Origin of the sequence: Pseudomonas sp. NyZ201 (assembly GCF_049860765.1) — a bacterium.
Lineage (GTDB): Bacteria > Pseudomonadota > Gammaproteobacteria > Pseudomonadales > Pseudomonadaceae > Aquipseudomonas > Aquipseudomonas bharatica.
Genome location: NZ_CP187557.1, coordinates 2,052,463 through 2,078,114, shown reverse-complemented (window position 1 = coordinate 2,078,114; position 25,652 = coordinate 2,052,463). Strand labels below are relative to the sequence as shown.

Below are 25,652 nucleotides of genomic sequence, written 5' to 3'. Positions count from 1 at the left end.
GTGAATGAAAAAGCCCCGTCAGTCTGACGGGGCTTTTTCGTTTTTGAGGGTCCTATCGCCGGCAACGCCGGCTCCCACAGGTTTTGCGGCGCACGCTGAACCTTGTGGGAGCCGGCGTTGCCGGCGATGAGGCCCTGAAGATCACCTGCAGACCAGAAACAAAAAAGCGGTGCCCGCCTCACGACGACCACCGCTTCTCCAGCAGAAGAAAGCGCCTTAGAACGAATCCCCCGGCACCCTCACCCACCCTTCCATCAACACCCGCGCACTGCGGCTCATGATCGCCTTGGTCACGCTCCATTCGCCGTTCACCTGCTGCGCCTGGGCGCCGACCCGGAGGGTCCCGGACGGGTGTCCGAAACGTACCGCCTCGCGCTCGCCACCACCGGCCGCCAGGTTTACCAGGGTTCCCGGAATCGCCGCCGCCGTGCCGATGGCCACCGCTGCCGTACCCATCATCGCGTGGTGCAGCTTGCCCATGGACAACGCCCGCACCAGCAGGTCGATCTCGCTGGCCAGCACCTGCTTGCCACTGGACGACAGGTAATCCGCCGCTGGCGCCACGAAGGCTACCTTCGGCGTGTGCTGGCGCCCTGCCGCTTCATCGATGTGCTTGATCAGCCCCATGCGTACTGCGCCATGGGCACGGATGGCCTCGAAACGGGCCAGCGCCGCAGCATCACCGTTGATCGCGTCCTGCAGTTCGGTGCCGGTGTAGCCGATGGCCCGGGCGTTGACGAAGATGGTCGGAATGCCAGCATTGATCAGGGTCACGTCGAGGGTACCGACACCCGGCACCTCAAGCTGATCCACCAGGTTACCGGTGGGGAACATGGAACCGCCCGCACCGTCCTCGTCAGCGGCCGGATCGAGGAACTCCAGCTGTACCTCGGCCGCCGGGAAGGTCACGCCATCCAGCTCGAAATCACCGGTTTCCTGGACTTCGCCGTTGGTGATCGGCACATGGGCGATGATGGTCTTGCCGATATTGGCCTGCCAGATGCGCACGGTGGCGATGCCGTTGTCGGGAATGCGGCTGGCGTCCACCAGACCGCTGCTGATGGCGAAGGAACCCACCGCGGCCGAGAGGTTGCCGCAGTTGCCGCTCCAGTCGACGAAAGCCTTGTCGATGGAGACCTGGCCGAACAGGTAATCCACATCGTGCCCAGGCTTGATGCTGCGGGACAGGATCACCGTCTTGCTGGTGCTGGAGGTGGCCCCGCCCATGCCGTCGATCTGCTTGCCGTAGGGATCGGGGCTGCCGATCACCCGCAGCAACAGGGCATCGCGGGCGGCGCCGGGGAGTTGTGCGGCTTCGGGCAGGTCCTCGAGATTGAAGAACACACCCTTGCTGGTGCCGCCGCGGATGTAGGTGGCGGGGATCTTGATTTGTGGAATATGGGGCATGAACAGGTCCTTTCAGTTGAATAGGTGAAACCCCAATCGCTGGCAACGCCAGCTCCCACAGGATTAGCGGCGCACGCCGAACCTCGTGGGAGCTGGCGTTGCCAGCGATGAGGCCCGAGCAGCCAACATCACTGCCCAGGCCTCGCCGATATCAGGCAGTGCCTTCCAGGAAATCCTGGGCAAACCGCTGCAACACCCCGCCCGCCTCGTAGATCGATACCTCTTCCGCAGTGTCCAGGCGGCAGGTCACCGGCACCTCAAGGCGCTCGCCATTACGGCGGGTGATGAGCAGCGTCAGGGTCGCCCGCGGCGTGCGCTGGCCAACCACGTCGTAAAGCTCGCTGCCATCCAGCTCGAGGGTCTTGCGGTTCACGCCCGGCTTGAACTCCAGCGGCAACACGCCCATGCCCACCAGGTTGGTGCGGTGAATACGCTCGAAGCCCTCGGCGACGATCGCTTCGACACCCGCCAGGCGCACGCCCTTGGCCGCCCAGTCCCGCGACGAGCCCTGGCCGTAGTCGGCACCGGCGACGATGATCAACGGCTGCTTGCGCTCCATGTAGGTTTCGATGGCTTCCCACATGCGGGTGACCTTGCCTTCCGGCTCGATCCGCGCCAGCGAACCCTGCTTGACCTTGCCGTTTTCCTGGACCATCTCGTTGAACAGTTTCGGGTTGGCGAAGGTCGCGCGCTGGGCGGTCAGGTGGTCGCCACGGTGGGTGGCGTAGGAGTTGAAGTCCTCTTCCGGCAGGCCCATTTTCGCCAGGTACTCACCGGCGGCACTGTCGAGCATGATGGCGTTGGACGGCGACAGGTGGTCGGTGGTGATGTTGTCCGGCAGCACCGCCAGCGCACGCATGCCCTTGAGGGTACGCTCGCCTGCCAGCGCGCCTTCCCAGTAAGGCGGACGGCGGATATAGGTGCTCATCGGGCGCCATTCGTACAGCGGCGCGACTTTCGGGCCCTTGTCTTCCTCGATGGCGAACATCGGGATATAGACCTGGCGGAATTGCTCCGGCTTCACCGAAGCGCGGACCACGGCGTCGATTTCCTCGTCGCTCGGCCAGATGTCCTTGAGGCGGATTTCCTTGCCGTCGACCACGCCCAGCACATCCTTCTCGATGTCGAAGCGAATGGTCCCGGCGATGGCATAGGCCACCACCAGCGGCGGCGAAGCGAGGAACGCCTGCTTGGCGTAGGGGTGGATGCGCCCGTCGAAGTTGCGGTTGCCGGACAGCACGGCAGTGGCATACAGGTCGCGGTCGATGATTTCCTGCTGGATCTGTGGATCCAGAGCGCCGGACATACCGTTGCAGGTGGTACAGGCGAAAGCCACCACGCCAAAGCCCAGTTGCTCCAGCTCGTCGGTCAGGCCGGCCTCGTCGAGGTACAGGGCGACGGTTTTCGAGCCCGGTGCCAGCGACGACTTGACCCACGGCTTGCGCGCCAGGCCCAGCCTGTTGGCATTGCGCGCCAGCAGGCCGGCGGCGATCACGTTGCGCGGGTTGCTGGTGTTGGTGCAACTGGTAATGGCGGCGATGATCACCGCACCGTCCGGCATCTGCCCGGGGACCTCTTCCCAGGCGCCGGCAATGCCCTTGGCCGCCAGGTCGCTGGTGGCCACCCGGGCATGCGGGTTGGACGGGCCGGCCATGTTGCGCACGACGCTGGACAGGTCGAAACGCAGCACGCGCTCGTACTCGGCATTGACCAGGCTGTCGGCCCACAGGCCTGCTTCTTTCGCGTAGGTTTCCACCAGCTTGACCTGCTGCTCGTCGCGACCGGTCAAGCGCAGGTAGTCGATGGTCTGCCCGTCGATGGCGAACATCGCGGCGGTGGCCCCGTACTCCGGGGCCATGTTGGAGATGGTGGCGCGGTCGCCGAGGGTCAGGGCGCGAGCGCCTTCACCGTGGAATTCCAGGTAGGCGCCGACCACTTTTTCCTTGCGCAGGAATTCGGTCAGGGCCAGCACCACGTCGGTGGCGGTGATGCCCGGCTGCGGCTTGCCGGACAGCTCGACGCCGACGATTTCCGGCAGGCGCATCCAGGAGGCGCGGCCAAGCATGACGTTCTCGGCTTCCAGGCCACCAACACCGATGGCGATCACGCCCAGGGCATCGACATGCGGGGTGTGGCTGTCGGTGCCGACGCAGGTGTCGGGATAGGCCACGCCGCGCTCGGCATGGATCACCGGGGACATCTTCTCCAGGTTGATCTGGTGCATGATGCCGTTGCCCGGCTGGATCACATCGACGTTCTTGAAGGCTTTCTTGGTCCAGTTGATGAAGTGGAAACGGTCTTCGTTGCGACGGTCCTCGATGGCGCGGTTCTTCTCGAACGCCTGCGGGTCGTAGCCACCGCATTCCACGGCCAGGGAATGGTCGACGATCAACTGGACCGGTACCACCGGGTTGACCTGGGCCGGGTCGCCGCCCTTGTCGGCGATGGCGTCGCGCAGGCCGGCGAGGTCGACCAGGGCGGTCTGGCCAAGGATGTCATGGCAGACCACACGGGCCGGGAACCAGGGGAAATCGAGGTCGCGCTTGCGCTCGATCAGTTGGCCGAGGGACGCATTGAGGGTCGCCGGATCGCAGCGCCGCACCAGGTTCTCGGCCAGGACGCGGGAGGTATACGGCAGGCGGTCGTAGGCGCCTGGCGCGATCGCATCGACCGCCGCGCGGGCATCGAAATAGTCCAGGCCGGTGCCTGGCAGGGACTTGCGGAATTCGGTGTTCATTTCAGGTCGGCTCGGTCACGGGTTCGGTTTCTCAAGAGCACCACCTCTGCCCTGTGGGAGCGGGTTCACCCGCGATTGCGTCGGTGAATCCACTACCGTCATCGCGGGTAAACCCGCTCCCACAGGGTTCGGTGGAGTCCTTTTATAGATTCAGCGCTGCTCGATCGGCACGTAGGCACGCTGCTCGACGCCGGTGTACTCGGCGCTCGGGCGGATGATGCGGTTATTGGCGCGCTGTTCGAAGACGTGCGCAGCCCAGCCGGTCAGGCGCGAGCAGACGAAGATCGGGGTGAACAGCTTGGTCGGGATGCCCATGAAGTGGTACGCCGAGGCATGGTAGAAGTCGGCGTTGGGGAACAGCTTCTTCTGTTCCCACATGGTCTTGTCGATGGCTTCCGATACCGGGTACAGGACCTTGTCACCGACCTCGTCGGCCAGCTTCTTCGACCAGCCCTTGATCACCTCGTTGCGCGGATCGGACTCTTTGTAGATGGCATGGCCGAAGCCCATGATCTTGTCCTTGCGCTCGAGCATCCTGAGCAACTCGGCCACCGCCTCCTGCGGGCTCTGGAAGCGCTCGATCAACTCCATCGCCGCTTCGTTGGCACCGCCATGCAGCGGGCCGCGCAGCGAGCCGATGGCGGCAGTGACGCAGGAGTACAGGTCGGATAGGGTCGAGGCGCAGACCCGGGCGGTGAAGGTCGAAGCGTTGAACTCGTGCTCGGCGTAGAGGATCAGCGAGACGTTCATCACCTTGACATGCAGATCGCTCGGCTTCTTGCCGTGCAGCAGATACAGGAAGTGACCGCCAATGGTGTCTTCGTCGCTGGTGCAGTCGATGCGCACGCCGTGGTGGCTGAAGCGGTACCAGTAGCACATCACCGCCGGGAACAGGGCGAGCAGGCGGTCGGTCCTGTCGCGCTGCTGGTCGAAGTTCAGCTCCGGCTCCAGGGTGCCAAGCACCGAGCAACCGGTACGCATGACGTCCATCGGATGGGCGTTGGCCGGGATGCGCTCGAGCACTTCCTTCAGGGCTTGCGGCAGGTCGCGCAGGGTTTTCAGGCGGGCCTGGTATTCGGCCAGTTGCGCCTTGTTCGGCAGCTCTCCGTAGAGCAGCAGGTAGGCGACTTCCTCGAACAGGGCGTTGGCCGCCAGGTCGCGAACGTCATAGCCGCGGTAGGTCAGCCCGGCGCCGGCCTGGCCTACCGTCGACAGGGCGGTCTGCCCGGCCACCTGGCCACGCAGGCCGGCTCCGCTGAGTACTTTTGCTTCGGCCATGGGATCTCTCCTTTCTTGAACTTGTTATGGAAGCTGTTGGCTGGTCGGAGGCCTTTGGGCTCAGGCCTTTTTCTGCGCGAACAGCGCATCGAGGCTTTGCTCGAACGCGTGGTAGTTGATGGCGTCGTACAGCTCCATGCGGGTCTGCATGGTGTCGATCACGTTTTTCTGGGTGCCGTCGCGACGCAGGGCTGCGTAGACGTTCTCCGCGGCCTTGTTCATGGCGCGGAACGCCGACAGCGGGTACAGCGCCAGGGATACGTCGGCCGACGCCAGTTCCTCGGTGGTGTACAGCGGCGTGGCGCCGAACTCGGTGATGTTGGCCAGGATCGGCGCGCGCACGCGCTCGGCAAAGGTCTTGTACATCGACAACTCGGTTATGGCTTCCGGGAAGATCATGTCGGCGCCGGCTTCGATGCACGCGGCGGCACGATCCAGGGCCGCTTCCAGGCCTTCCACGGCCAGGGCGTCGGTGCGCGCCATGATCACGAAGCTGTCATCGGTACGGGCATCGACGGCAGCCTTGATGCGGTCGACCATTTCCTGCTGGGAAACGATTTCCTTGTTCGGGCGATGGCCGCAGCGCTTGGCGCCGACCTGGTCTTCGATATGGATGGCAGCAGCGCCGAACTTGATCATGGATTTCACGGTGCGAGCGACGTTGAAGGCCGAGGCACCGAAGCCGGTGTCGACATCCACCAGCAGCGGCAGGTCGCAGACGTCGGTGATGCGGCGCACATCGGTGAGCACGTCGTCCAGGCCGGTGATGCCCAGGTCAGGCAGGCCGAGGGAACCGGCGGCGACACCACCGCCGGACAGGTAGATGGCCTTGAACCCGGCACGCTTGGCCAGCAGGGCGTGGTTGGCATTGATGGTACCGACGACCTGCAGCGGGTGCTCGGCGGCTACCGCATCGCGAAAGCGCTGGCCGGGACTGCTTTTCAGACTCATGACTCACCTCGTGGGTTGGTGGCGTCCAGGTAGTGACGCTCGATATTGCGCTTGGATGCACCGATATGGCGGCGCATCAGGAGTTCCGCCAGTTCGCCGTCACGGTCGGCGATGGCATCGAGAATCCTGTGGTGCTCGGCGAAGGCCTGGCGCGGCCGGTTGGGCGTGGCCGAGAACTGGATGCGGTACATGCGCACCAGTTGATAGAGGTCGTCGCAGAGCATCTTGACCAGGGTCTTGTTTCCGCTGCCCTGGAGAATCCGGTAGTGGAAGTCGTAGTCGCCTTCCTGCTGGTAGTAGCCGAGGCCGGCCTGGAAGGCGGCATCGCGCTCGTGGGTATCGAGCACCCGCCGCAACTCGTCGATCTCGGCTACGCTCATACGCTCGGCGGCCAGGCGACAGGCCATGCCTTCGAGGGACTCGCGGATTTCGTAGAGTTCGATCAGTTCGGCATGGGACAACGACACCACCCGCGCGCCGACATGCGGCACCCGCACCAGCAGGCGCTGGCCCTCCAGGCGGTGGATCGCCTCGCGCAGCGGGCCGCGGCTGATGCCGTAGGTGCGTGCCAGTTCGGGCTCGGAGATCTTGCTGCCCGGGGCGATCTCGCCCTTGACGATGGCAGCCTGGATACGCCGGAAGACATTTTCCGACAGGGTTTCCGACTCTTCCGCACCGACACCGGATGCGTGGGCTGTGTCCAGCATTATTGTCGACACCTCTTGTAATCAATGCGCCAAAACTAGCCAAATACATCAATGCAGTCAAAGACAAATTCAATATTGTCGACAATCGTCTAAGAACGAACTTCACTTCGGTGAACGTTGTCTCATTGGCGCTGCTGGCGTGCCACCATCCGCGTGATAGAATGCCGCCGCCCTGTTTTTTGTGGCATGGATACTGTGTCTGTCATCTTTTTGTGCCAGACGAACGAGGAGCTAGCGCAGAATTTGCCAGTGGCCTTGACCCGAATACCCCACAGCATTGCGCCAGGATCTATGAGACTTTCGCCACTTCCACTGTTGCTCGGCCTTTGTTGCTTGCCGCTCACGGCCCAGGCGACCGGCAAGACCGTGTACGGCCTCAACGAATATGCCCGGCTTGGCGACCTTGACCTGGAAGTCGCCGCCAAGCTCGACACCGGCGCCAAGACCGCCTCCCTCAGTGCCCGCGACATCAAGCGCTTCAAGCGCAACGGTGAATCCTGGGTGCGCTTCTACCTGGCCATCGATGCGGCCCACAGCCACCCGATCGAACGTCCGCTGGCGCGGGTCAGCAAGATCAAGCGCCGCGCCGGCGACTATGATCCCGAGGAAGGCAAGGCCTACACCGCCCGCCCGGTGATCGCCCTCAACATTTGCATGGGCAGTGCCCTGCGCGAAATCGAAGTCAACCTGACCGACCGCAGTGCTTTCCAGTACCCGCTGCTGATCGGCTCCGAAGCCCTCAAGCACTTCGACGCGCTGGTTGACCCAAGCCTTAAATACGCGGCCGGCAAACCTGCCTGCGCCACCGACGCTCACATCGCAGAGTAATTCCGATGCGCTCTCTTACCCTTCATCTGAAAGTCCTGATCACCGTCCTGGTGCTGCTGGGCGTGCTGATCACGGCCTATCAGATCTTCTTCCTCGGCATCCCGGTGACCGAGGACGAGACCGACGACCTGTGGAACATCGACGCCAAGGTCGAGTTCGTCGCCAACCCGAAAGATCCGGTCAAGGTACAGATGTACGTGCCGCCCCTGAGCCGCGACTACGTCAGCCTCAACGAGAGCTTCATCTCCAACAACTACGGGGTCAGCGTCAACCGTGTCGACGGCAACCGCAAGGTGACCTGGTCGGCCCGTCGCGCCAGCGGCAACCAGACCCTCTATTACCGCCTGGTGCTGACCAAGCGCTACAGCAGCGAGAAGCCCAAGATCAAGGGCCCGACCTTCCGCGACAGCCTGCCGGTCGAAGGGCCGGAGAAGATCGCCGCCGAAGCCCTGATGGCGCCGATCCGCCAGCATTCCGCCGACGTCGAGACCTTCGTCAGCGAAACCATCAAGCGTGTCAACAATCTCAACGACGACAACGTCAAGCTGCTGCTGGCCGGCGATACCTCGGTGCAGAAGAAGGCCAAGGTCATCGACCTGCTGCTGTCCATCGCCCATGTGCCGCTCGAGCGCGTGCAGACCATCCGCCTGGTGGCCGACCAGCCGCAGACCCCGGAACTCTGGCTGCGCAGTTTCAACGGCAACGACTGGCTGTACTTCAACCCGGAGACCGGCGAGCAGGGCCTGCCCAGCGACCGCCTGCTGTGGTGGACCGGTGACGACAACCTGGTCACCGTCGATGGCGGCAAGAAGGTCAACGTCAGCTTCAGCCTGAACAACAGCGAGATGAACGCCATCCGCCTGGCCAAGCTGACCGACGAGAACACCGACGCCGACTTCCTCGAGTACTCCCTCTATGGCCTGCCGCTGCAGACCCAGCAGACCTTCATGATCATGGTGATGATCCCGATCGGCGTGCTGGTGATCCTGATCCTGCGCAACCTGATCGGCCTGCAGACCCTCGGCACCTTTACCCCGGTGCTGATCGCCCTGGCCTTCCGCGAAACCCAACTGGGCTTCGGCATCATCCTGTTCACGGTGATCACCGCGCTCGGCCTGTCGCTGCGCTCGTACCTGGAACACCTGAAGCTGCAGATGTTGCCGCGGCTGTCGGTCGTATTGACCTTCGTCGTGGTGCTGATCGCCGCCATCAGCCTGTTCAGCCACAAGCTGGGCCTGGAGCGCGGGCTGTCGGTAGCGCTGTTCCCGATGGTGATCCTGACCATGACCATCGAACGCCTGTCGATCACCTGGGAGGAGCGCGGCGGTGGCCATGCGATGAAGGTCGCCATCGGCACCCTGTTCGCCGCGTCCCTGGCGCACCTGCTGATGAGCGTGCCGGAGCTGGTGTACTTCGTCTTCACCTTCCCCGCGGTGCTGCTGATCCTGGTGGGCTTCATGCTGGCAATGGGTCGCTACCGCGGCTATCGCCTGACGGAGCTGGTTCGCTTCAAGGCATTCGTAAAGGCTGACGCTTGATGTTCGGACTCTGGAAAACCTGGAAGGCCCTGGAAGCCCGGGGCATCATGGGGATCAACCGGCGCAACGCGGACTATGTCCTGAAGTACAACAAGCGCCATCTGTACCCTATCGTCGATGACAAGATCATCACCAAGGAACGGGCGATCCAGGCCGGCATCCATGTGCCGGAGATGTACGGGATCATCTCGACCGAAAAAGAGATCGAGAAACTCGACGAGATCATCGGCGGGCGCAGCGACTTCGTCATCAAGCCGGCCCAGGGCGCAGGCGGCGACGGCATCATGGTCATCGCCGACCGCTTCGAGGACCGCTTTCGCACGGTGTCGGGCAAGATCATCAGCCACGAGGAAATCGAGCACCAGATCTCCAGCATCCTCACCGGCCTCTACTCCCTTGGCGGGCACCGTGACCGCGCGCTGATCGAGTACCGGGTGACCCCTGACCAGATTTTCAAGAGCATCAGCTACGAAGGCGTGCCGGACATCCGCATCATCGTGCTGATGGGCTACCCGGTGATGGCCATGCTGCGCTTGCCGACCCGCCAGTCCGGTGGCAAGGCCAACCTGCACCAGGGCGCCATCGGCGTCGGCGTGGACCTGGCGACCGGCGTGACCCTGCGCGGCACCTGGCTGAACAACATCATCAGCAAGCACCCGGACACCACCAACGCGGTGGACGGCGTGCAACTGCCGAACTGGGACGGTTTCATGAAGCTCGCCGCCGGCTGCTACGAGCTGTGCGGCCTGGGCTACATCGGCGTGGACATGGTCCTGGACCAGGACAAGGGCCCGTTGATCCTCGAACTCAACGCCCGCCCCGGCCTGAACATCCAGATCGCCAACGACTGCGGCCTGACCCAGCGCACCCACGCCATCGAGGCGCACCTCGAGGAACTGGCGAAGGACGGCAGGCAGGAAACCGCCGAGGAGCGCGTGCGCTTCGCCCAGCAGCTGTTCGGGCACGTTCCGTCCCAGCAGTGAATGACGTCCGCCCCGGACACGGGGCGGTCGCTCAAACCCCTATGAGCTACGCGTTCGGGGGTCTACAATGCCTGCCCCGCCTCGCCAACCGTTCAGACGCATGCCGACCTGCACCCTGTTTCCCCTGCCCTATCAAGCCGATCCGGCGGTTTTGTTCGCGCGCGTGCGCCATGCGCCCGGCGCGGTGCTGCTGGACAGCGCCCGCCCCGGTGCCGAGCGCGGCCGCTTCGATCTGCTCAGTGCCTGGCCGCTGCGCAGCCTGGTGGCGGAGGATGGCGAAAGCGGCACGGCGTATCTGCAGCGGCTGCGTGACAGCCTTGCCGGATTGGGCGAAGCGCAACTGCCCGATGGCGTGGAACTGCCCTTTGCCGGCGGCCTGATCGGCTACCTGAGCTATGACTTCGGTCGGCGTCTTGAACAATTGCCTGAGCTGGCCCGGGATGACCTTGGCCTGCCCGACGCAACCCTCGGCCTCTATGCCTGGGCAGTGATCAGCGATCACCAACTGATGACCAGCCAGTTGCTCTTCCACCCCGCCCTGCCTGGCGACGAACGCCAGCGCCTGATCGATCTGTTCAGCCAGCCGGCCGAAGCGGACCCTGGCGCCGGTTTCTGCCTCGACGCCCCGATGCGCGGCGACCTCGAACCCGAGGACTATCGCCAGGCATTCGAACGGGTGCAGCAGTACATCCAGGCCGGCGACTGCTACCAGATCAACCTGACCCAGCGCTTCCGCGCGCCGTGCCAGGGTGATCCGTGGAGCGCTTACCAGGCGCTGCGGGCGGCCTGCCCGACACCATTCTCCGGTTTCCAGGTGCTGGACGACGGCAGCGCCCTGCTCAGCCTGTCGCCGGAGCGCTTTATCCGGGTCAGCCAGGGCCAGGTGGAAACCCGCCCGATCAAGGGCACCCGGCCGCGCAGCACCGATCCCGTGCAGGACCGCGCCAACGGCGAAGAACTGCTGGCCAGCACCAAGGATCGGGCCGAGAACCTGATGATCGTCGACCTATTGCGCAACGACCTGGGGCGCACCTGCGAGATCGGCTCGGTGCGGGTACCGGAACTGTTCAGCCTGGAGAGTTATCCCAACGTCCACCATATGGTCAGCAGCGTGACCGGGCGCCTGGCACCAGGCAAGGACGCCCTGGACCTGATTGCCGGGAGTTTCCCTGGCGGGTCGATCACCGGAGCGCCGAAGATACGGGCGATGGAGATTATCGACGAGCTGGAGCCGAGCCGGCGGGCGCTGTACTGCGGGTCGCTGCTGTACCTGGACGTACGCGGGGAAATGGACAGCTCCATCGCCATCCGCAGCCTGCTGGTCAAGGATGGCCAGGTGTGCTGCTGGGGCGGCGGCGCCGTGGTGGCGGACTCGGAGTGGCAGGCCGAGTACCAGGAGTCGATTACCAAGGTGCGGGTGCTTCTGGAAACCTTGCAGGGGTTATGAGGACCTCATCGCCGGCAACGCCGGCTCCCACAGGTTCAGTGGTGTACACCGTCCCTGTGGGAGCTGGCGTTGCCAGCGATAGGGCCCTCACAGGCCCTGCATTACTTACAGGCTCAGGGTACGGTTCGAAGCCTTGATGAATTCCTTCTTCAACGCCTCGAACTCATGCACCGCCGGGAACTGCGGGAACTCGCGGATCACATTCTCCGGCGCATGGAACAGGATCCCGGCATCCGCTTCACCAAGCATGGTGGTGTCGTTGTACGAATCGCCTGCGGCGATCACCCGGTAGTACAAGCTCTTGAACGCCAGCACCGACTGGCGCTTGGGATCCTTCTGACGCAACTGATAACCCACCACCCGGTCGTTCTCATCGGTGATCAGGCGATGGCAGAGCAAGGTGGGGAAGCCCAGTTGGCGCATCAATGGCTGGGAGAACTCGTAGAAGGTGTCGGACAGGATCACCACCTGGAAGCGCTCGCGCAGCCAGTCGACGAAGTCGATGGCGCCATCCAGCGGCTTGAGCGTGGCGATGACTTCCTGGATATCGGCCAGCTTCAGGCCGTGTTCGTCGAGGATGCGCAGGCGCTGTTTCATCAGTACGTCGTAGTCCGGAATGTCGCGGGTGGTGGCCCGCAGCGATTCGATTCCGGTTTTTTCCGCGAAGGCGATCCAGATTTCCGGAACCAGCACACCTTCCAGGTCGAGACAGGCAATTTCCACAGCTCACTCCTCGAACAACGCCAAAAATGGAAGGCGCACTCTACGACCCGCAATCCAGCCCGTCTACCCGGCATTTTTTGGTAACATCTGCCCCACTACGAGCGCCAAGCGCCATTCAATGACCGGAAGCCGCCTGATGAGCCAACCCTTCGACGTCGCCGCCCTGGCCGCGACCTACGCCAACAAATCCCCGCAGGACATCCTCAAGCTCGCCTTCGAGCATTTCGGCGACGACCTGTGGATTTCCTTCAGCGGCGCCGAAGACGTGGTGCTGGTGGACATGGCCTGGAAGCTGAACAAGCAGGTCAAGGTATTCAGCCTCGACACCGGCCGCCTGCATCCGGAAACCTACCGCTTCATCGACCAGGTGCGCGAACACTACAAGCTGCCGATCGAGATCCTGTCGCCGGATCGCGACAAGCTCGACCCCTTCGTCAAGCAGAAGGGCCTGTTCAGCTTCTACAAGGACGGCCACGGCGAATGCTGCGGGATCCGCAAGATCGAACCGCTGCGGCGCAAGCTGGGCACCGTCAGCGCGTGGGCCACCGGCCAGCGCCGCGACCAGAGCCCGGGCACGCGCAGCCAGGTGGCAGCGCTGGAAATCGACAGCGCGTTTTCCACCCCGGAGCGCACCCTGTACAAATTCAACCCGCTGGCACAGATGAGCAGCGAGGAAGTCTGGGGCTACATCCGCATGCTCGAGTTGCCCTACAACAGCCTGCACGAACGCGGCTTCATCAGCATCGGCTGCGAGCCATGCACCCGCCCGGTACTGCCGAACCAGCACGAGCGCGAAGGCCGCTGGTGGTGGGAAGAAGCGACCCAGAAGGAATGCGGGCTGCATGCCGGCAACCTGATCGCCAAAAGCTGATCGCCAAATGTGATCGACAGAAACGAAAAAACCGGCCAAGGCCGGTTTTTTCATGGTTGCCCGAAACTCAGTGCACAGGCAACTCGACACCTTCGAACAGCTCTTCCAGTTCCTGCTTGTTATGGCACTGGATCGCCTTGGCCATCACTTCGCGGGTCAGGTGCGGGGCGAACTTCTCGATGAAGTCGCACATGAAGCCACGCAGGAAGGTGCCACGACGGAAACCGATCTTGGTGATGCTGGACTCGAACAGCTCGCTGGCATCGAGCACCACCAGGTCGCTGTCCAGCTTCGGATCCACCGCCATCTTGGCGACGATGCCGACGCCCAGGCCAAGGCGCACGTAGGTCTTGATCACGTCGGCGTCAGCGGCGGTAAACACCACTTTCGGGGTCAGGCCGCGGTGGCTGAAGGCTTCGTCCAGCTTGGAACGCCCGGTGAAACCGAACACGTAGGTGACGATCGGGTACTCGGCCAGCACTTCAAGGGTCAGCTTCGGCAGCTTGGTCAGCGGGTGGCCCTGGGGTACGACCACGCAGCGATTCCAGCGGTAGCACGGCATCATCACCAGATCGCCGAACAGTTCCAGGGCCTCGGTGGCGATGGCGAAGTCGACGGTGCCATCGGCGGCCATCTCGGCGATCTGCATCGGCGAGCCCTGGTGCATGTGCAAGGCCACTTCCGGGTACTGCTTGATGAACGAGCTGATCACCGGCGGCAGCGCATAACGTGCCTGGGTATGGGTGGTGGCGATGGACAGCGTGCCCTTCTTCTCGTTGGAGAATTCCTGGGCAATCTGCTTGATGCTTTCGACCTTGCGCAGGATTTCCCCGGCGGTGTTGATGATCCGCTCACCGGCCGGGGTGACGCGGGTCAGGTGCTTGCCGCTGCGGGCAAACACTTCCACGCCCAGCTCGTCTTCCAACAGGCGAATCTGCTTGCTGATCCCCGGCTGGGACGTATACAGGCTCTGCGCTGTCGCGGAAACGTTGAGGTCGTGGTGCGCCACTTCCCAGATGTAGCGCAATTGTTGAAGCTTCATAGGTATCCCTCAGAGGCTGGGCGTCACCGGCAACAGCGACGAGTTATAACTATATTAGCGGTCAGGAGAATAAATCTAGAACAATTTCACCAGCTTTCTTACTGCCGACTCGGAAAAATCCCTCAAGCCTTGCGACGACCGAGGTGCTGTGCGAGCGGCACCATGTACACCGGCACCGGTGACAGTTGCAGAATGCGCACCGCCGTACGACCGATCGGGATCTCTGCACCGGCCCCCTGGCTATGGCTGCCAACGATCAGCAGGTCGACATTCAGGCGTTCGGCCTGCTGGAGGATCACCTGCGCCGGATCCCCCTGGCGCACCCGTACGGCACGAATCAGCGCGAGGTCCTGCTGATCCCCCAATTCATCGCGAAAACTCTCGAGTACGCGCTGTTCGATATTGGCCATCACGGTGTTGACGCCCTGGCTGTGCAACTGGTCCAGGGTCTGCTCGTCCAGGTAACTCTGCAGCAGCGATTCGGCGAACTGCCCCATGGGCTCCACGGCATGGATCACGTAGAGCTCCGCCTTGAAATTGCGCGCCAGGGCCAACGCGTGCTGCATGACATAAGGCGCATAAACACCGAGGTCCGTGGCGTACAACATCGAACGGATCATTTGACCTCCTCGACTGCCGGAACGGCAGGGCAAGGTTCAGCTTAGCAGCGCCGAACCGATGCGCAGGCCCCGTCCGGCGGGGTTCAGGCCGGGTCCGATTGGTTACTGATGCCATGGGGCACATGCCCCGTGGCGACCACCCTGCCCGCCCGTTCGCAGTGGCCGGCCTGGTCGTCGAAGAACACGTCGGCGGCGAAGGCTTCGAGGAACGCCGATTTGTCCAGGCCGCCGAGGAACAGCGATTCATCCAGGCGGATGTCCCACTCGCGCAGGGTGCGGATCACCCGCTCGTGGGCCGGTGCGGAACGCGCGGTGACCAGCGCGGTGCGGATCGGGCAGGCAGTGCTGGGAAACTCGCTCTGCAACAGATTGAGCGCCGCCAGGAAAGGCTTGAACGGCCCACCCCGCAGGGCCTGGCGCGCAGCCTGGCGCTCGTTGGCCTGGAAGGCTTCGAGGCCGCCCATCTGGTAGACCCGCTCGGACTCGTCGGAAAACAGCACGGCATCACCATCGAAGGCGATGCGCAGCTCTTCGGTGGCCTCACGGTGAACGCCGCCGGAAAGGATGGTGGCGGCGGCGAAACCGGCATTCAAGGCGCTGCGCACATCCTCGGCATCGGTGGAGAGGAACAGGTGGCAGCCGAACGCAGCCAGATAAGGATAAGGGCTGCGTCCACCGACGAATGCCGCGCGGGAAATGCCCAGGCCGTAATGCTCGATGGAATTGAACGCACGCAGGCCGGTATCGGCGCTATTACGCGAGACCAGCACCACCTCGACCCGGGGCTGTCCGAGGAGGGTATTGAGGCCAAGCAGCTTCTGCACCAGCAGGAAGGCGTCGCCGGGTTGCAGGGGCTCGTCCTCGTGCTCGATCTGGTATTGGCGATAGGCCTCCACCCCCTCGGCAAGGAACAGCCGATGGCTCTCGCTCAGGTCGAACAAGGCCCGTGATGAAATTGCCACTACCAGTTTGTCGTTCAGGCCTTTGTTCATTACATCTCCGCCTCAGGTTGTAAGGGCAACGCGGTCCCTGTGGGAGCGGGTTCACCCGCGATTACGGCAGTGAATCCACCATAGCAATCGCGGGTGAACCCGCTCCCACAGGGTCCGAGTGCTTCTCGATATTAGGGATTTCTACCGGTATTGAGGCCACCCCAGCCACTTTAGTCGCAAAAACCCCGTTTCAAAGCCCCGAACCGCGCCGTTATCAGGCACTTGCCCATTGTCGAGGCAAGGGATTACGCGCTAAGGTTCCGCTCCCCGCTGAGCTCAATCATGCTGCTCCGCCGCACGGGGCTGGCGGCCGGCATCCGTGACCTGACGAGTAACACGATGGCTGATTTACCGATCGACGACCTTAACGTTGCCTCCAACGAGACCCTGATCACTCCCGATCAGCTCAAGAAGGAGATCCCACTCAGCGCCAGCGCGCTTCAGACCGTCACTGCCGGCCGTGAAGTGGTACGCAATATCCTCGACGGCAAGGACCACCGCCTGTTCGTCGTGGTCGGCCCCTGCTCCATCCATGATGTCAAGGCGGCGCATGAATACGCCGAGCGCCTCAAGGCCCTCGCCGCGGAAGTGTCCGACACCCTTTACCTGGTAATGCGCGTCTACTTCGAGAAGCCACGCACCACCGTCGGCTGGAAAGGCCTGATCAACGATCCGTACCTGGATGACTCGTTCAAGATCCAGGACGGCCTGCACATCGGTCGCAAGCTGCTGCTCGACCTCGCCGAGATGGGCCTGCCGACAGCCACCGAAGCCCTCGACCCGATCTCTCCGCAATACCTGCAGGACCTGATCAGCTGGTCGGCCATCGGCGCGCGCACCACCGAATCCCAGACCCACCGCGAAATGGCCTCGGGCCTGTCCTCCGCGGTCGGGTTCAAGAACGGTACCGACGGCGGCCTGACCGTGGCGATCAACGCCCTGCAATCGGTTTCCAGCCCGCATCGCTTCCTCGGCATCAACCAGGAAGGCGGCGTGTCCATCGTCACCACCAAGGGCAACCCCTATGGCCATGTCGTCCTGCGCGGCGGCAACGGCAAGCCCAACTACGACTCGGTCAGCGTCGCCCTGTGCGAACAGGCGCTGAACAAGGCCGGGATCAAGCCGAACATCATGGTCGATTGCAGCCACGCCAACTCCAACAAGGATCCGGCCCTGCAGCCGCTGGTCATGGAAAACGTCGCCAACCAGATCCTCGAGGGCAACCAGTCGATCATCGGCCTGATGGTGGAAAGTCACCTGAACTGGGGCTGCCAGGCGATTCCGAAGGATCTGGAGCAGTTGCAGTATGGCGTGTCGATCACCGATGCCTGCATCGACTGGGACGCCACCGCCACTACCCTGCGCAACATGCGCACCAAGCTCAAGGACGTGCTGCCGAAACGCCGCGCCTGAAGGGCATGAACGAAAACGCCGGGCAATGCCCGGCGTTTTCGTATGCGGAATAGGGAGGCCGTCAGGCCTTCGACGAATATTTCTGGTGCCGCTCCATGTAGCGCTCGACATAGGAGCAGGAAGGGATCACGGTATAACCGCGCTCTTCGGCATAGGCCAGCGCCCGCTCGGTGAGTGCTGCCGCAATGCCACGGCCGCGCAGGGCGTTGGGCACGAACGTGCGGTAGATGTCCAGGGTCTGCTTGCCCAGGTCCATGTAGGTCAGGTAGGCACGATGACCGTCCACATTGGTCTCGAATTGATGACCGGCCTGGTCATGGTGGATGGTCAACGCCTCGCTCATCACTACTCCTCGCGGGTCTTGCAATAGAACCCGACCTTAACCGATGTTTGTCCGGCGAAGGAACCTCTACGCCACCCCATGCCCCTTGGACAGCACAAGGGCCTGCTCGTTGTGCAGGCCCGGGCACCCTACAAATAGTAGGCGCCCGCTGCCCGGATGCTCAAGGTACAGGTCGGAAAATTTTCCACGCGGCACAGCCCGCGCAAAGCGCGGCGACAGCGTCCTGAACTGCAAACCGGATGATCCGTTTGTTATGACGCAAGATGACACTAAAAGTCACTGTTAGTTCAAAAAAACTACTTTTACAAGAACGTCTTACACTGGCCAACAAGGAAACTGCACGATTTTCGCGCAGCCTCGGCTTCAAGCCCTTTGGCAAGACAATTTTTTTCCAATTCTTGCGCTCTGTCAGTTTACTTACTACAAGTAATGGGTACTATGTACGCCGGCCAGTTTCTCTTCGTTGAGAGATGGCTATTTAATAGAAAGTCCTTGAAGGGGAACACGATGAACAACGTTCTGAAATTCTCTGCTCTGGCTCTGGCCGCAGTTCTGGCTACCGGTTGCAGCAGCGTATCCAAAGAAACCGAAGCTCGTCTGACTGCTACCGAAGACGCAGCAGCTCGTGCACAAGCTCGTGCTGACGAAGCGTATCGCAAAGCCGACGACGCTCTGGCTGCCGCTCAGAAAGCTCAGCAAACCGCTGACGAAGCTAACGAGCGCGCTCTGCGTATGCTGGAAAAAGCCAGCCGCAAGTAATAATCCCTCGGGATTGTTATTTGAAGCCGGCCCACTTGTGGGCCGGCTTTTTTATTGCCCGCAGAAAGGGCCGGGACAAACAAAAAGGGACCGCGATGCGGCCCCTCGTTTACATCCTCTTCACAACTACTGCTGCTGGTATGGATTGCTCGAAATGATTGGCATGGTGCCATCCGGCGCGGTCGGTACCGCGATCTCGACCGGCATGCCATCTTCGGCAGCCACGACGTCACGCACCATGTCCCAGTTCATCTGCACGTTCTTCGCCAGGTCTTCACGCTTGAGCAACGCGTTGATCACTGCCGTGTGCTTGTCCACCACCGACGGATCACCCTTGTCGTCCAGCGGAGTGTGCGCTTCGAGATAGACCTTGCCACCACTCATGCCGAACTTGTACGGCTCGTTGATGATCCGCACCGGCGTGCCAACGGGCGCCATCTTGGCCAGTTCCAGCACGTTGTTGTTGAACATGCGGAAGCAGCCGTGGCTGGTGCGCATGCCGATACCGAACTTCTTGTTCGAACCGTGGATCAGGTAACCCGGTACCCCCAGGGTGAACTTGAACGGCCCCAGCGGGTTGTCCGGCCCAGCCGGAACCACGTTCGGCAGCGGATCACCGTCGGCGGCGTGCTCGGCCTTGATCGAGGCCGGCGGGGTCCAGGTCGGATTCGGCGTCTTGGCGGTGACCTTGGTCTGGGCGATCGGCGACCCCCAGCCTTCACGGCCGATACCCAGCGGGTAGGTATGCACCACGTTCTCGCCTTTCGGATAGTAGTACATTCGGTACTCGGCGAGGTTGATGACGATGCCTTCGCGCGGACCCGGCGGCAGGATGAAACGGGTCGGCAGGATGATCTCGGTACCGGCACCCGGCAGCCACGGGTCGACACCCGGGTTGGCCGCGACCATTTCCAGGTAGCCGAGGTCACCGGCGGTACCGATATCGGCAAAGGTGTCTTCGTACTTGGCCTTGATCACCTGGACCTGACCGATGATGTCTTCGCCTGGCGGTGGCAGGGGAAACTCCAGCGCGGAAACGGGACCGGCCGCCAGCAAGGCAGCCAGGGACAGGCAACGGGTGACGGCGGGAAAGCGCGGCAACATCCGGGAAATCCTTCGAACAATTCGGGAGTCAAGGACGCGATTGTACACCGCTGCAGGATTTTTCGGCATATGGGGGCGCCGGGTGGGTAGCGTCCTTCAGAGCTCCGGCCAGACCGGCCGCGTGCCTTTACGCTGGGCTTCCAGGATCGCCTTGCACAGCGGGCAGAGGCGGCGGTCACGGTAGACCGTGCTGGGCACACCGGACCAGCGCGGCTGCGCCGGCAGCAAGGTGCCGCACAAGGTACGGTCCGCCGAACCGCCCAGCTCCAGTTGACGGGCCACCAGGTGCACGCGGATCTCCTGGCAGGCGAACAGGTCAAGCTGTTCGTCGGGCTCGATCAATTGATAGGCATACAGGGACCAGGCGGGACGCGGCATCGGGGGCTCCAAATCGGGGGCGCAACATTAGCCGAAAGCCGGTCACTATAAAAGCGTCACAGCAGCGGTTTGATCGCTGGCCAGGCATTTTCCAGCAGACGCCCCTGCCCCCCTTGCGCCGGATGGATGCCGTCGGCCTGCATCAGCTCGGGATGTCCGCCCACTCCTTCGAGGAAAAACGGCACCAATGGAACGTTTTTCTGTACGGCGAGATCGGAATAGACCTGAGCGAAGGCTTTGGTATAGCGCGCGCCATAGTTCGGTGGCAGTTGCATGCCGAGCAGGAGCACCTTGGCCCCGGCCGCCCGGGACTTGTCGATCATCGAGGCAAGATTTTGTTGCAATTGCGCAGGAAGCTGCCCACGCAGCCCATCATTACCGCCCAGTTCCAGCACCACCAGGCTCGGCTTGTGCGCCGAAAGCAGCGCGGGCAGCCGCGCCTGGCCGCCCGCACTGGTATCACCGCTGATAGAGGCATTGACCACCTTGTCGTCAAAACCCTCGTCCTTGAGCCGCTTTTCCAGCAGCGCGACCCACCCCTGACGGGTATCCAGGCCAAAAGCGGCGCTGATACTATCGCCAACGATCAATACCGTACCCGCCGCTGCGCTCTGCGCCATGCACAGCAAGGCCAGACCAGCACTCAATAACCACACTCGCATCGGATTCTCCATGGGCCCCAGCATTCTCATTGCGCGGAACCTTAGCAAAGTGGTTCCCAGCGCGGAAGGCAACCTCACCATCCTCCAGGAACTGTCCCTGGAACTGACGCAAGGCGATAGTTTGGCCATCGTCGGCGCCTCCGGTTCCGGCAAATCCACCCTGCTCGGCCTGCTCGCCGGTCTCGACCAGCCCAGTGCCGGCTCGGTAACCCTGGCCGGCCACGACCTCGGGCCACTGGACGAAGACCAGCGCGCCCGGGTGCGCGCCGAACATGTGGGCTTCGTTTTCCAGTCGTTCCAGTTGCTCGACAGCCTCAACGCCCTGGAAAACGTCATGCTGCCACTGGAACTGGACGGCCGCCGCGACGCCCGCGAACACGCACGGACCCTGCTGGAGCGGGTCGGCCTGGGCAAGCGCCTGAGCCATTCGCCACGCCAGTTGTCCGGTGGCGAGCAACAGCGGGTGGCCATCGCCCGCGCCTTCGCCGCCGAACCGGATGTGCTGTTCGCCGACGAACCCACCGGCAACCTGGACAGCCATACCGGCGAGCGCATCAGCGACCTGCTGTTCGAGTTGAACAAGGAACGCGGCACTACCCTGGTCCTGGTCACCCATGACGAACGCCTGGCCCGCCGTTGCCATCGGCAGATCCGCCTGGAGGCGGGCCATATGGTCAGCCCGATGGAGCCCTAGATGGCACACCTGTCCCTGTTTCGCCTGTTCGCCCTGGCCGTGCGCCAGTTGCTTCGCGATACCCGTGCCGGCGAGCTGCGGGTGCTGTTCTTCGGCCTGCTGATCGCCGTGGCGGCAAGCACCGCCATCGGCTACTTCGGTGCGCGCCTGAACGGCGCCATGCTCCTGCGCGCCACCGAGTTCCTCGGCGCCGACCTGGTCCTGCAGGGCAGTTCCCCGGCCAGTGCCGGGCAGATCGAGCGCGGTACCCGCCTTGGCCTGGCCCACGCGACCGTGGTCGAATTCTCCAGCGTGATCGCCACCGATAACGGCATCCAGCTCTCCAGTGTCAAAGCGGCCAACGAGGCCTATCCGCTGCGCGGCGAACTGCGCAGCGCGCCAGAGCCCTTTGGCACGGAAACCGCGGGTGGCGGCCCGGCGCCGGGCGAAGCCTGGGTCGAACCGCGCCTGCTGGCCGCGCTCGACCTGAAGATCGGCGACAGCATCGACGTCGGCATGAAGACCCTACGCCTGAGCCGGGTGCTGACCTACGAGCCGGACCGCGCCGGCAATTTCTACAGCCTCACCCCGCGGGTGATGATCAACCTCGCCGACCTCGACGCCACCGGCGTGGTCCAGCCCGGCAGCCGGGTGACCTACCGCGAGCTGTGGCGCGGCGACGCCCTGGTGCTGGCCGACTATCGCCAGTTCCTCGACGGCAACCTCGCGCCCAACCAGCGCATCCGTGATGCCCGCGACGGCAACCAGCAGATCGGCGGCGCCCTGGGCAAGGCCGAGCGCTACCTCAACATGGCCAGCCTGGTAGCGGTGCTGCTGGCCGGCGTAGCAGTGGCATTGTCGGCAAGCCGCTTTGCCGTGCGCCGCTTCGACGCCAGCGCCCTGCTGCGCTGCCTGGGCCTGTCACGGCGCCAGGCGCTGACCCTGTTCTGCCTGCAACTGGCGATTCTCGGCAGCCTTGCCGCACTGGCCGGCGCCCTGCTGGGCTGGCTGGCGCAATTGGGCCTGTTCGCCCTGCTCGACGGCCTGCTGCCGGCGGACATTCCCGAGGGTGGCGTGGTCCCGGCGCTGGCCGGCATCGCCACCGGCCTGGTAGCCCTGGCCGGTTTCGCCCTGCCACCGCTGGCTGCGCTGGGTCGGGTACCGCCCCTGCGGGTGCTGCGCCGCGACCTGCTGCCGGTGCCGCCCAGCAGTTGGCTGGTGTACGGCGCGGCAATCCTGGCCCTCGGCCTGATCATGTGGCGCCTGAGCCTCGACCTGCTGCTGACCTTCGCCCTGCTCGGCGGCGGCCTGATCGCCGCGCTGCTGCTGGGCGGCCTGCTGCTGCTCGGCCTGCGCAGCCTGCGGCGTATGCTGGCCGGGGCACCACTGGCATGGCGCCTGGGCCTTGGCCAACTGTTGCGCCATCCGCTGGCCGCCGCCGGGCAGTCCCTGGCCTTTGGCCTGATCCTCCTGGCGATGGGCCTGATCACCCTGTTGCGCGTCGAGTTGCTGGATACCTGGCACAACCAGCTGCCGGCCGATGCGCCCAACTATTTCGCGCTGAACATCCTCGAAGACGACAAGGCTGCCTTCAGCAAGGAACTGGCCGGCTTCTCCAGCCATGCCGCGCCGCTGTATCCGGTAGTGCCGGGGCGCCTGACCCAGATCAACGGCGAAGCGGTGCAGCAGATCGTCAGCAAGGACTCCGCCGGCGACCGCGCCGTGCAACGCGACCTCAGCCTGACCTGGGCCGCCGAACTGCCGGACGACAACACCCTCAGCGCCGGCCAGTGGTGGCAAGGCCAGCCGCAAGCGGACGTCGTTCCCGGGGTCTCGGTGGAAGCCAAACTGGCGGAAAGCCTCAAGCTCAAGCTGGGCGACCGCCTGACCTTCGTCATCGGCGGGGAAACACGCGAGGCCGTGGTCAGCAGCCTGCGCGAGGTGAACTGGGATACCTTCCGGCCCAACTTCTACATGATCTTCCAGCCCGGCACCCTGCAGGGCTTGCCGGCCACCTGGCTGACCAGCTTCTACCTGGCGCCGGGCAACGACCAGCAGATCGTCGCACTGTCGCGGGCCTTCCCGGCAGCGACCATCCTTCCGGTGGACGCCCTCCTCGAACAGCTGCGCAGCATCCTCGCCCAGGTCACCCTGGCGGTGCAGTACGTGCTGCTGTTCGTCCTGGCGGCAGGGCTAGCGGTACTGTTCGCCGGCTTGCAGGCGACCCTCGACGAACGTATCCGCCAGGGCGCCCTGCTCCGCGCCCTGGGGGCCGGGCGGGCGTTGCTGGTCAAGGCGCGGCGCATCGAGTTCGGCCTGCTCGGCGCCGCCAGCGGCCTGCTCGCCGCCATCGGTTGCGAGATGATTACCTGGGTGCTTTACCGCTACGCCTTCGACCTGCAATGGAACCCGCATCCGTCGCTGCTGCTGTTGCCGCTGGTGGGTGCGCTGCTGGTGGGCGGGGCCGGCGTGGTCGGTACCCGCCGCGCCCTCAACGCCAGCCCGCTGACGGTGCTGCGCGAAGGCTGAACACGGCGAGCCGGCGATCTGTACCGCCGCCGGCTCGCCGGGTACTCTTCGCCCCTGACGTAACGCCCGCCCAGGAGACGGCATTGGCTACCAACATCATCACCCGCGAAGGTCACGAAGCGCTCAAGGCCGAGCTGGATCACCTGTGGCGCGTATACCGCCCGGAAATCACCCAGAAAGTCGCCTGGGCCGCCTCCCTGGGCGACCGCAGCGAAAACGCCGACTACCAGTACAACAAGAAGCTCCTGCGCGAGATCGACCGCCGCGTGCGTTACCTGCGCAAGCGCCTGGAAGACGTGAAGGTGGTGGACTACGGCCCCGAACAGGAAGGCCGGGTATTCTTCGGCGCCTGGGTGGAGATCGAGAACGAGGATGGCGAGGTGATGAAGTTCCGCATCGTCGGCTATGACGAGATCTACGGGCGCAACGACTACATCTCGGTGGACTCGCCCATGGCCCGGGCGCTGCTGAAGAAAGAGAAGGATGACGAGGTGGTGGTGCAGACGCCGGGGGGTGAGGCGGTGTGGTATGTGAACAGCATCAGTTATCCGCGGTGATCTTTCGGGCCTCATCGCCGGCAACGCCGGCTCCCACAGGTCGGCGGTGTCCACACAACCTGTGGGAGCCGGCGTTGCCGGCGATGAGGCCGGCGAAACCACCACAAATTTCAGCCCCGGGTAATCAACCCCTGCCGCGCAATCCGGGTCAACTGCCCGATCACCTCTGCCGCCCGCTCCTTGCTCGGCGCCTGGACCACGGCCAGGTCGAAGCGGTCATCGGCGAATTCCGTCAGCGACGTTTCCAGGTCGACGAACTGAATCAGCAAGGCCGTAGCGCGGCCCTTGCGGCGCGGCCAGCCATCGAGGAAGCGAACCAGGGTCGGTTGGTGCGGGCCACTCAGCAGCACCCGTGGGGTACGCGCTGACTGGCTGGAAGAAAGAGGGGTCAGGCAGACACTGGAACGTGGGCAACTCATGGAGTCATATTCTCCGCCTCGCAGATCCCGCTGGGCTGCGGTGGGAGGCATCACCGAACCAGCGTTTTAGCGGTATTCGGATCACCTTGGGGGCTCTCCCGCGCCCCGCAAGTAGCTGTTTAAATCGGCGCAGGTGGGCATCCTAGAGAAGCCGCCAGCGGACTGTCAACTCAAGCAATGACAAAGGGCCTGCATGGCAGGCCCTTTTCGTTGACTTCAGCTTTTTGCAATCGCCGCGTCCAGCGAGGCCCGGCCAGCCCCCTCGAACAGCACCGCAATCGCGCCGCCCAGCAGGGCCAGGGCGAATTCGTAGCCGTTGTTGGACATGAACAGCCCGTTGTTGATGTGCACCGACAGGATCGCCACCACCAGCAGACCGATCAGTGCCACCGCCGCCGGCCGTGCCAGCAAACCGATGACCAGCGCCAGGCCGCCGAAGAATTCCGCGCCACCGGAGAGCACCGCCATCGGCATCGCCGGCGTCAGGCCCAGGCTTTCCATGAACTGCGCAGTACCCGCCAGGCCGCCCCCGCCGAACAGGCCGAAGAGTTTCTGCGAGCCGTGGGCCATGAAGATGATGCCGACGATGATGCGCAGGATGGTCATGCCCCAGCCAGCGCGGGTGGTCATTACGGAGAGGATGGCGTTCATTGCGGTGTTCCTTAGCAAGGTGCGTTGTGTTTGGATGGCG

Annotated in this window: 25 protein-coding genes; 10 read left to right on the top strand and 15 right to left on the bottom strand. The window is 63.7% G+C overall.

Going from position 1 to position 25,652, the window contains the following annotated elements; translation table 11 throughout:
* Window positions 1-216: 216 nt before the first annotated feature.
* The 5 genes from prpF to ACPFMA_RS09315 all read right to left on the bottom strand — a co-directional run bounded on the left by prpF (window position 217) and on the right by ACPFMA_RS09315 (window position 7,080).
* Entirely contained in the window at window positions 217-1,407 is a 1,191-nt protein-coding gene (gene prpF / locus ACPFMA_RS09335; protein ID WP_425930043.1) for a 2-methylaconitate cis-trans isomerase PrpF, read from the bottom strand.
* 151 nt (window positions 1,408-1,558) lie between these two features.
* The gene (gene acnD, locus ACPFMA_RS09330) at window positions 1,559-4,144 is read right to left on the bottom strand and encodes a Fe/S-dependent 2-methylisocitrate dehydratase AcnD (protein ID WP_425930042.1); all 2,586 of its coding nucleotides are present in this window, start codon (window positions 4,142-4,144) and stop codon (window positions 1,559-1,561) included.
* Between the two features lie 150 nt (window positions 4,145-4,294).
* Complete coding sequence (gene prpC, locus ACPFMA_RS09325; protein ID WP_009394516.1) at window positions 4,295-5,422, bottom strand: bifunctional 2-methylcitrate synthase/citrate synthase; 1,128 nt, start codon at window positions 5,420-5,422, stop codon at window positions 4,295-4,297.
* Window positions 5,423-5,482: 60 nt separating this feature from the next.
* Window positions 5,483-6,373 (bottom strand): methylisocitrate lyase, encoded by an 891-nt coding sequence (gene prpB / locus ACPFMA_RS09320; protein ID WP_009394514.1) that lies wholly within the window; start codon window positions 6,371-6,373, stop codon window positions 5,483-5,485.
* On the bottom strand, window positions 6,370-7,080 hold the full coding sequence (locus tag ACPFMA_RS09315; RefSeq protein WP_425930041.1) for a GntR family transcriptional regulator: 711 nt from the start codon (window positions 7,078-7,080) through the stop codon (window positions 6,370-6,372). Before ACPFMA_RS09315 ends, prpB begins: the two co-directional genes overlap by 4 nt.
* Window positions 7,081-7,371: 291 nt before the next feature.
* On the opposite strand from ACPFMA_RS09315, the gene ACPFMA_RS09310 reads away from it, so the two are divergent.
* The 4 genes from ACPFMA_RS09310 to pabB all read left to right on the top strand — a co-directional run bounded on the left by ACPFMA_RS09310 (window position 7,372) and on the right by pabB (window position 11,876).
* A complete protein-coding gene (locus ACPFMA_RS09310) occupies window positions 7,372-7,908 on the top strand; it encodes an ATP-dependent zinc protease family protein (RefSeq protein WP_009394507.1) in 537 nt (178 codons plus the stop codon).
* Window positions 7,909-7,913: 5 nt separating this feature from the next.
* Window positions 7,914-9,446 (top strand): inactive transglutaminase family protein, encoded by a 1,533-nt coding sequence (locus ACPFMA_RS09305; RefSeq protein WP_064303984.1) that lies wholly within the window; start codon window positions 7,914-7,916, stop codon window positions 9,444-9,446.
* Entirely contained in the window at window positions 9,446-10,429 is a 984-nt protein-coding gene (locus tag ACPFMA_RS09300; protein WP_009394503.1) for an alpha-L-glutamate ligase-like protein, read from the top strand. Before ACPFMA_RS09305 ends, ACPFMA_RS09300 begins: the two co-directional genes overlap by 1 nt.
* A 100-nt stretch (window positions 10,430-10,529) precedes the next feature.
* Window positions 10,530-11,876 (top strand): aminodeoxychorismate synthase component I, encoded by a 1,347-nt coding sequence (gene pabB / locus ACPFMA_RS09295; protein ID WP_425930040.1) that lies wholly within the window; start codon window positions 10,530-10,532, stop codon window positions 11,874-11,876.
* Window positions 11,877-11,981: 105 nt separating this feature from the next.
* Here pabB and thrH read toward each other — a convergent pair whose 3' ends face one another.
* Window positions 11,982-12,599 (bottom strand): bifunctional phosphoserine phosphatase/homoserine phosphotransferase ThrH, encoded by a 618-nt coding sequence (gene thrH, locus ACPFMA_RS09290; protein ID WP_064303981.1) that lies wholly within the window; start codon window positions 12,597-12,599, stop codon window positions 11,982-11,984.
* A 136-nt stretch (window positions 12,600-12,735) separates the two neighbouring features.
* On the opposite strand from thrH, the gene ACPFMA_RS09285 reads away from it, so the two are divergent.
* A complete protein-coding gene (locus ACPFMA_RS09285) occupies window positions 12,736-13,470 on the top strand; it encodes a phosphoadenylyl-sulfate reductase (protein WP_425930039.1) in 735 nt (244 codons plus the stop codon).
* Between the two features lie 67 nt (window positions 13,471-13,537).
* Here the strand turns inward: ACPFMA_RS09285 and cysB are convergent, their stop codons facing one another.
* From cysB to ACPFMA_RS09270, 3 genes are all read right to left on the bottom strand, one after another.
* Window positions 13,538-14,512 carry an HTH-type transcriptional regulator CysB gene (gene cysB, locus ACPFMA_RS09280; RefSeq protein ID WP_009394496.1) on the bottom strand — a complete coding sequence of 325 codons (975 nt, stop codon included), beginning with the start codon at window positions 14,510-14,512 and terminating at the stop codon, window positions 13,538-13,540.
* Window positions 14,513-14,634: 122 nt separating this feature from the next.
* Window positions 14,635-15,132 carry a universal stress protein gene (locus ACPFMA_RS09275; protein WP_009394494.1) on the bottom strand — a complete coding sequence of 166 codons (498 nt, stop codon included), beginning with the start codon at window positions 15,130-15,132 and terminating at the stop codon, window positions 14,635-14,637.
* An 83-nt stretch (window positions 15,133-15,215) separates the two neighbouring features.
* Window positions 15,216-16,124, bottom strand: coding sequence for a 5'-nucleotidase (locus ACPFMA_RS09270; protein WP_009394491.1), 909 nt, complete (start codon window positions 16,122-16,124; stop codon window positions 15,216-15,218).
* 339 nt (window positions 16,125-16,463) lie between these two features.
* Here ACPFMA_RS09270 and ACPFMA_RS09265 point away from each other — a divergent pair, with 339 nt between their 5' ends.
* Window positions 16,464-17,537, top strand: coding sequence for a 3-deoxy-7-phosphoheptulonate synthase (locus tag ACPFMA_RS09265; RefSeq protein WP_009394489.1), 1,074 nt, complete (start codon window positions 16,464-16,466; stop codon window positions 17,535-17,537).
* A gap of 61 nt (window positions 17,538-17,598) precedes the next feature.
* On the opposite strand, the gene ACPFMA_RS09260 is transcribed toward ACPFMA_RS09265, so the two are convergent.
* Window positions 17,599-17,880 carry a GNAT family N-acetyltransferase gene (locus ACPFMA_RS09260; protein WP_009394487.1) on the bottom strand — a complete coding sequence of 94 codons (282 nt, stop codon included), beginning with the start codon at window positions 17,878-17,880 and terminating at the stop codon, window positions 17,599-17,601.
* Window positions 17,881-18,387: 507 nt separating this feature from the next.
* Here ACPFMA_RS09260 and oprI point away from each other — a divergent pair.
* Window positions 18,388-18,639, top strand: a complete 252-nt coding sequence (gene oprI / locus ACPFMA_RS09255) for an outer membrane lipoprotei OprI (RefSeq protein ID WP_037058464.1) — start codon at window positions 18,388-18,390, stop codon at window positions 18,637-18,639.
* A 126-nt stretch (window positions 18,640-18,765) separates the two neighbouring features.
* Here the strand turns inward: oprI and ACPFMA_RS09250 are convergent, their stop codons facing one another.
* From ACPFMA_RS09250 to ACPFMA_RS09240, 3 genes are all read right to left on the bottom strand, one after another.
* A complete protein-coding gene (locus ACPFMA_RS09250; RefSeq protein WP_064303980.1) occupies window positions 18,766-19,743 on the bottom strand; it encodes a L,D-transpeptidase family protein in 978 nt (325 codons plus the stop codon).
* Window positions 19,744-19,839: 96 nt separating this feature from the next.
* Window positions 19,840-20,121, bottom strand: a complete 282-nt coding sequence (locus tag ACPFMA_RS09245; protein WP_064303979.1) for a hypothetical protein — start codon at window positions 20,119-20,121, stop codon at window positions 19,840-19,842.
* 56 nt (window positions 20,122-20,177) lie between these two features.
* The gene (locus ACPFMA_RS09240) at window positions 20,178-20,783 is read right to left on the bottom strand and encodes an arylesterase (RefSeq protein WP_425930587.1); all 606 of its coding nucleotides are present in this window, start codon (window positions 20,781-20,783) and stop codon (window positions 20,178-20,180) included.
* Between the two features lie 10 nt (window positions 20,784-20,793).
* On the opposite strand from ACPFMA_RS09240, the gene ACPFMA_RS09235 reads away from it, so the two are divergent.
* From ACPFMA_RS09235 to greB, 3 genes are all read left to right on the top strand, one after another.
* Entirely contained in the window at window positions 20,794-21,477 is a 684-nt protein-coding gene (locus ACPFMA_RS09235) for an ABC transporter ATP-binding protein (protein ID WP_009394479.1), read from the top strand.
* A complete protein-coding gene (locus ACPFMA_RS09230; protein ID WP_425930038.1) occupies window positions 21,478-23,985 on the top strand; it encodes an ABC transporter permease in 2,508 nt (835 codons plus the stop codon). It begins immediately after the preceding gene.
* A gap of 83 nt (window positions 23,986-24,068) precedes the next feature.
* Complete coding sequence (greB, locus tag ACPFMA_RS09225) at window positions 24,069-24,542, top strand: transcription elongation factor GreB (protein ID WP_009394475.1); 474 nt, start codon at window positions 24,069-24,071, stop codon at window positions 24,540-24,542.
* A gap of 110 nt (window positions 24,543-24,652) precedes the next feature.
* Here greB and ACPFMA_RS09220 read toward each other — a convergent pair whose 3' ends face one another.
* Window positions 24,653-24,961: a hypothetical protein gene (locus ACPFMA_RS09220; RefSeq protein WP_064303975.1), complete on the bottom strand. Its 309-nt coding sequence runs from the start codon at window positions 24,959-24,961 to the stop codon at window positions 24,653-24,655.
* Window positions 24,962-25,177: 216 nt separating this feature from the next.
* Complete coding sequence (locus ACPFMA_RS09215) at window positions 25,178-25,612, bottom strand: DoxX family protein (protein ID WP_064303974.1); 435 nt, start codon at window positions 25,610-25,612, stop codon at window positions 25,178-25,180.
* Between the last annotated feature and the right edge of the window lie 40 nt (window positions 25,613-25,652).

What these genes read in the sequence shown, in the direction of transcription:
- ACPFMA_RS09285 (WP_425930039.1), top strand. Translation starts at nt 12,736, where the DNA reads ATGAGCCAACCCTTCGACGTCGCCGCCCTGGCCGCGACCTACGCCAAC.
- pabB (WP_425930040.1), top strand. Translation starts at nt 10,530, where the DNA reads ATGCCGACCTGCACCCTGTTTCCCCTGCCCTATCAAGCCGATCCGGCG.
- ACPFMA_RS09315 (WP_425930041.1), bottom strand. Translation starts at nt 7,080, where the DNA reads ATGCTGGACACAGCCCACGCATCCGGTGTCGGTGCGGAAGAGTCGGAA.
- ACPFMA_RS09220 (WP_064303975.1), bottom strand. Translation starts at nt 24,961, where the DNA reads ATGAGTTGCCCACGTTCCAGTGTCTGCCTGACCCCTCTTTCTTCCAGC.
- ACPFMA_RS09305 (WP_064303984.1), top strand. Translation starts at nt 7,914, where the DNA reads ATGCGCTCTCTTACCCTTCATCTGAAAGTCCTGATCACCGTCCTGGTG.
- acnD (WP_425930042.1), bottom strand. Translation starts at nt 4,144, where the DNA reads ATGAACACCGAATTCCGCAAGTCCCTGCCAGGCACCGGCCTGGACTAT.
- ACPFMA_RS09245 (WP_064303979.1), bottom strand. Translation starts at nt 20,121, where the DNA reads ATGCCGCGTCCCGCCTGGTCCCTGTATGCCTATCAATTGATCGAGCCC.
- ACPFMA_RS09215 (WP_064303974.1), bottom strand. Translation starts at nt 25,612, where the DNA reads ATGAACGCCATCCTCTCCGTAATGACCACCCGCGCTGGCTGGGGCATG.
- ACPFMA_RS09260 (WP_009394487.1), bottom strand. Translation starts at nt 17,880, where the DNA reads ATGAGCGAGGCGTTGACCATCCACCATGACCAGGCCGGTCATCAATTC.
- ACPFMA_RS09270 (WP_009394491.1), bottom strand. Translation starts at nt 16,124, where the DNA reads ATGAACAAAGGCCTGAACGACAAACTGGTAGTGGCAATTTCATCACGG.
- ACPFMA_RS09250 (WP_064303980.1), bottom strand. Translation starts at nt 19,743, where the DNA reads ATGTTGCCGCGCTTTCCCGCCGTCACCCGTTGCCTGTCCCTGGCTGCC.
- ACPFMA_RS09230 (WP_425930038.1), top strand. Translation starts at nt 21,478, where the DNA reads ATGGCACACCTGTCCCTGTTTCGCCTGTTCGCCCTGGCCGTGCGCCAG.
- ACPFMA_RS09300 (WP_009394503.1), top strand. Translation starts at nt 9,446, where the DNA reads ATGTTCGGACTCTGGAAAACCTGGAAGGCCCTGGAAGCCCGGGGCATC.
- ACPFMA_RS09265 (WP_009394489.1), top strand. Translation starts at nt 16,464, where the DNA reads ATGGCTGATTTACCGATCGACGACCTTAACGTTGCCTCCAACGAGACC.
- ACPFMA_RS09240 (WP_425930587.1), bottom strand. Translation starts at nt 20,783, where the DNA reads ATGCGAGTGTGGTTATTGAGTGCTGGTCTGGCCTTGCTGTGCATGGCG.
- cysB (WP_009394496.1), bottom strand. Translation starts at nt 14,512, where the DNA reads ATGAAGCTTCAACAATTGCGCTACATCTGGGAAGTGGCGCACCACGAC.
- oprI (WP_037058464.1), top strand. Translation starts at nt 18,388, where the DNA reads ATGAACAACGTTCTGAAATTCTCTGCTCTGGCTCTGGCCGCAGTTCTG.
- prpF (WP_425930043.1), bottom strand. Translation starts at nt 1,407, where the DNA reads ATGCCCCATATTCCACAAATCAAGATCCCCGCCACCTACATCCGCGGC.
- ACPFMA_RS09235 (WP_009394479.1), top strand. Translation starts at nt 20,794, where the DNA reads ATGGGCCCCAGCATTCTCATTGCGCGGAACCTTAGCAAAGTGGTTCCC.
- prpC (WP_009394516.1), bottom strand. Translation starts at nt 5,422, where the DNA reads ATGGCCGAAGCAAAAGTACTCAGCGGAGCCGGCCTGCGTGGCCAGGTG.
- ACPFMA_RS09275 (WP_009394494.1), bottom strand. Translation starts at nt 15,132, where the DNA reads ATGATCCGTTCGATGTTGTACGCCACGGACCTCGGTGTTTATGCGCCT.
- prpB (WP_009394514.1), bottom strand. Translation starts at nt 6,373, where the DNA reads ATGAGTCTGAAAAGCAGTCCCGGCCAGCGCTTTCGCGATGCGGTAGCC.
- ACPFMA_RS09310 (WP_009394507.1), top strand. Translation starts at nt 7,372, where the DNA reads ATGAGACTTTCGCCACTTCCACTGTTGCTCGGCCTTTGTTGCTTGCCG.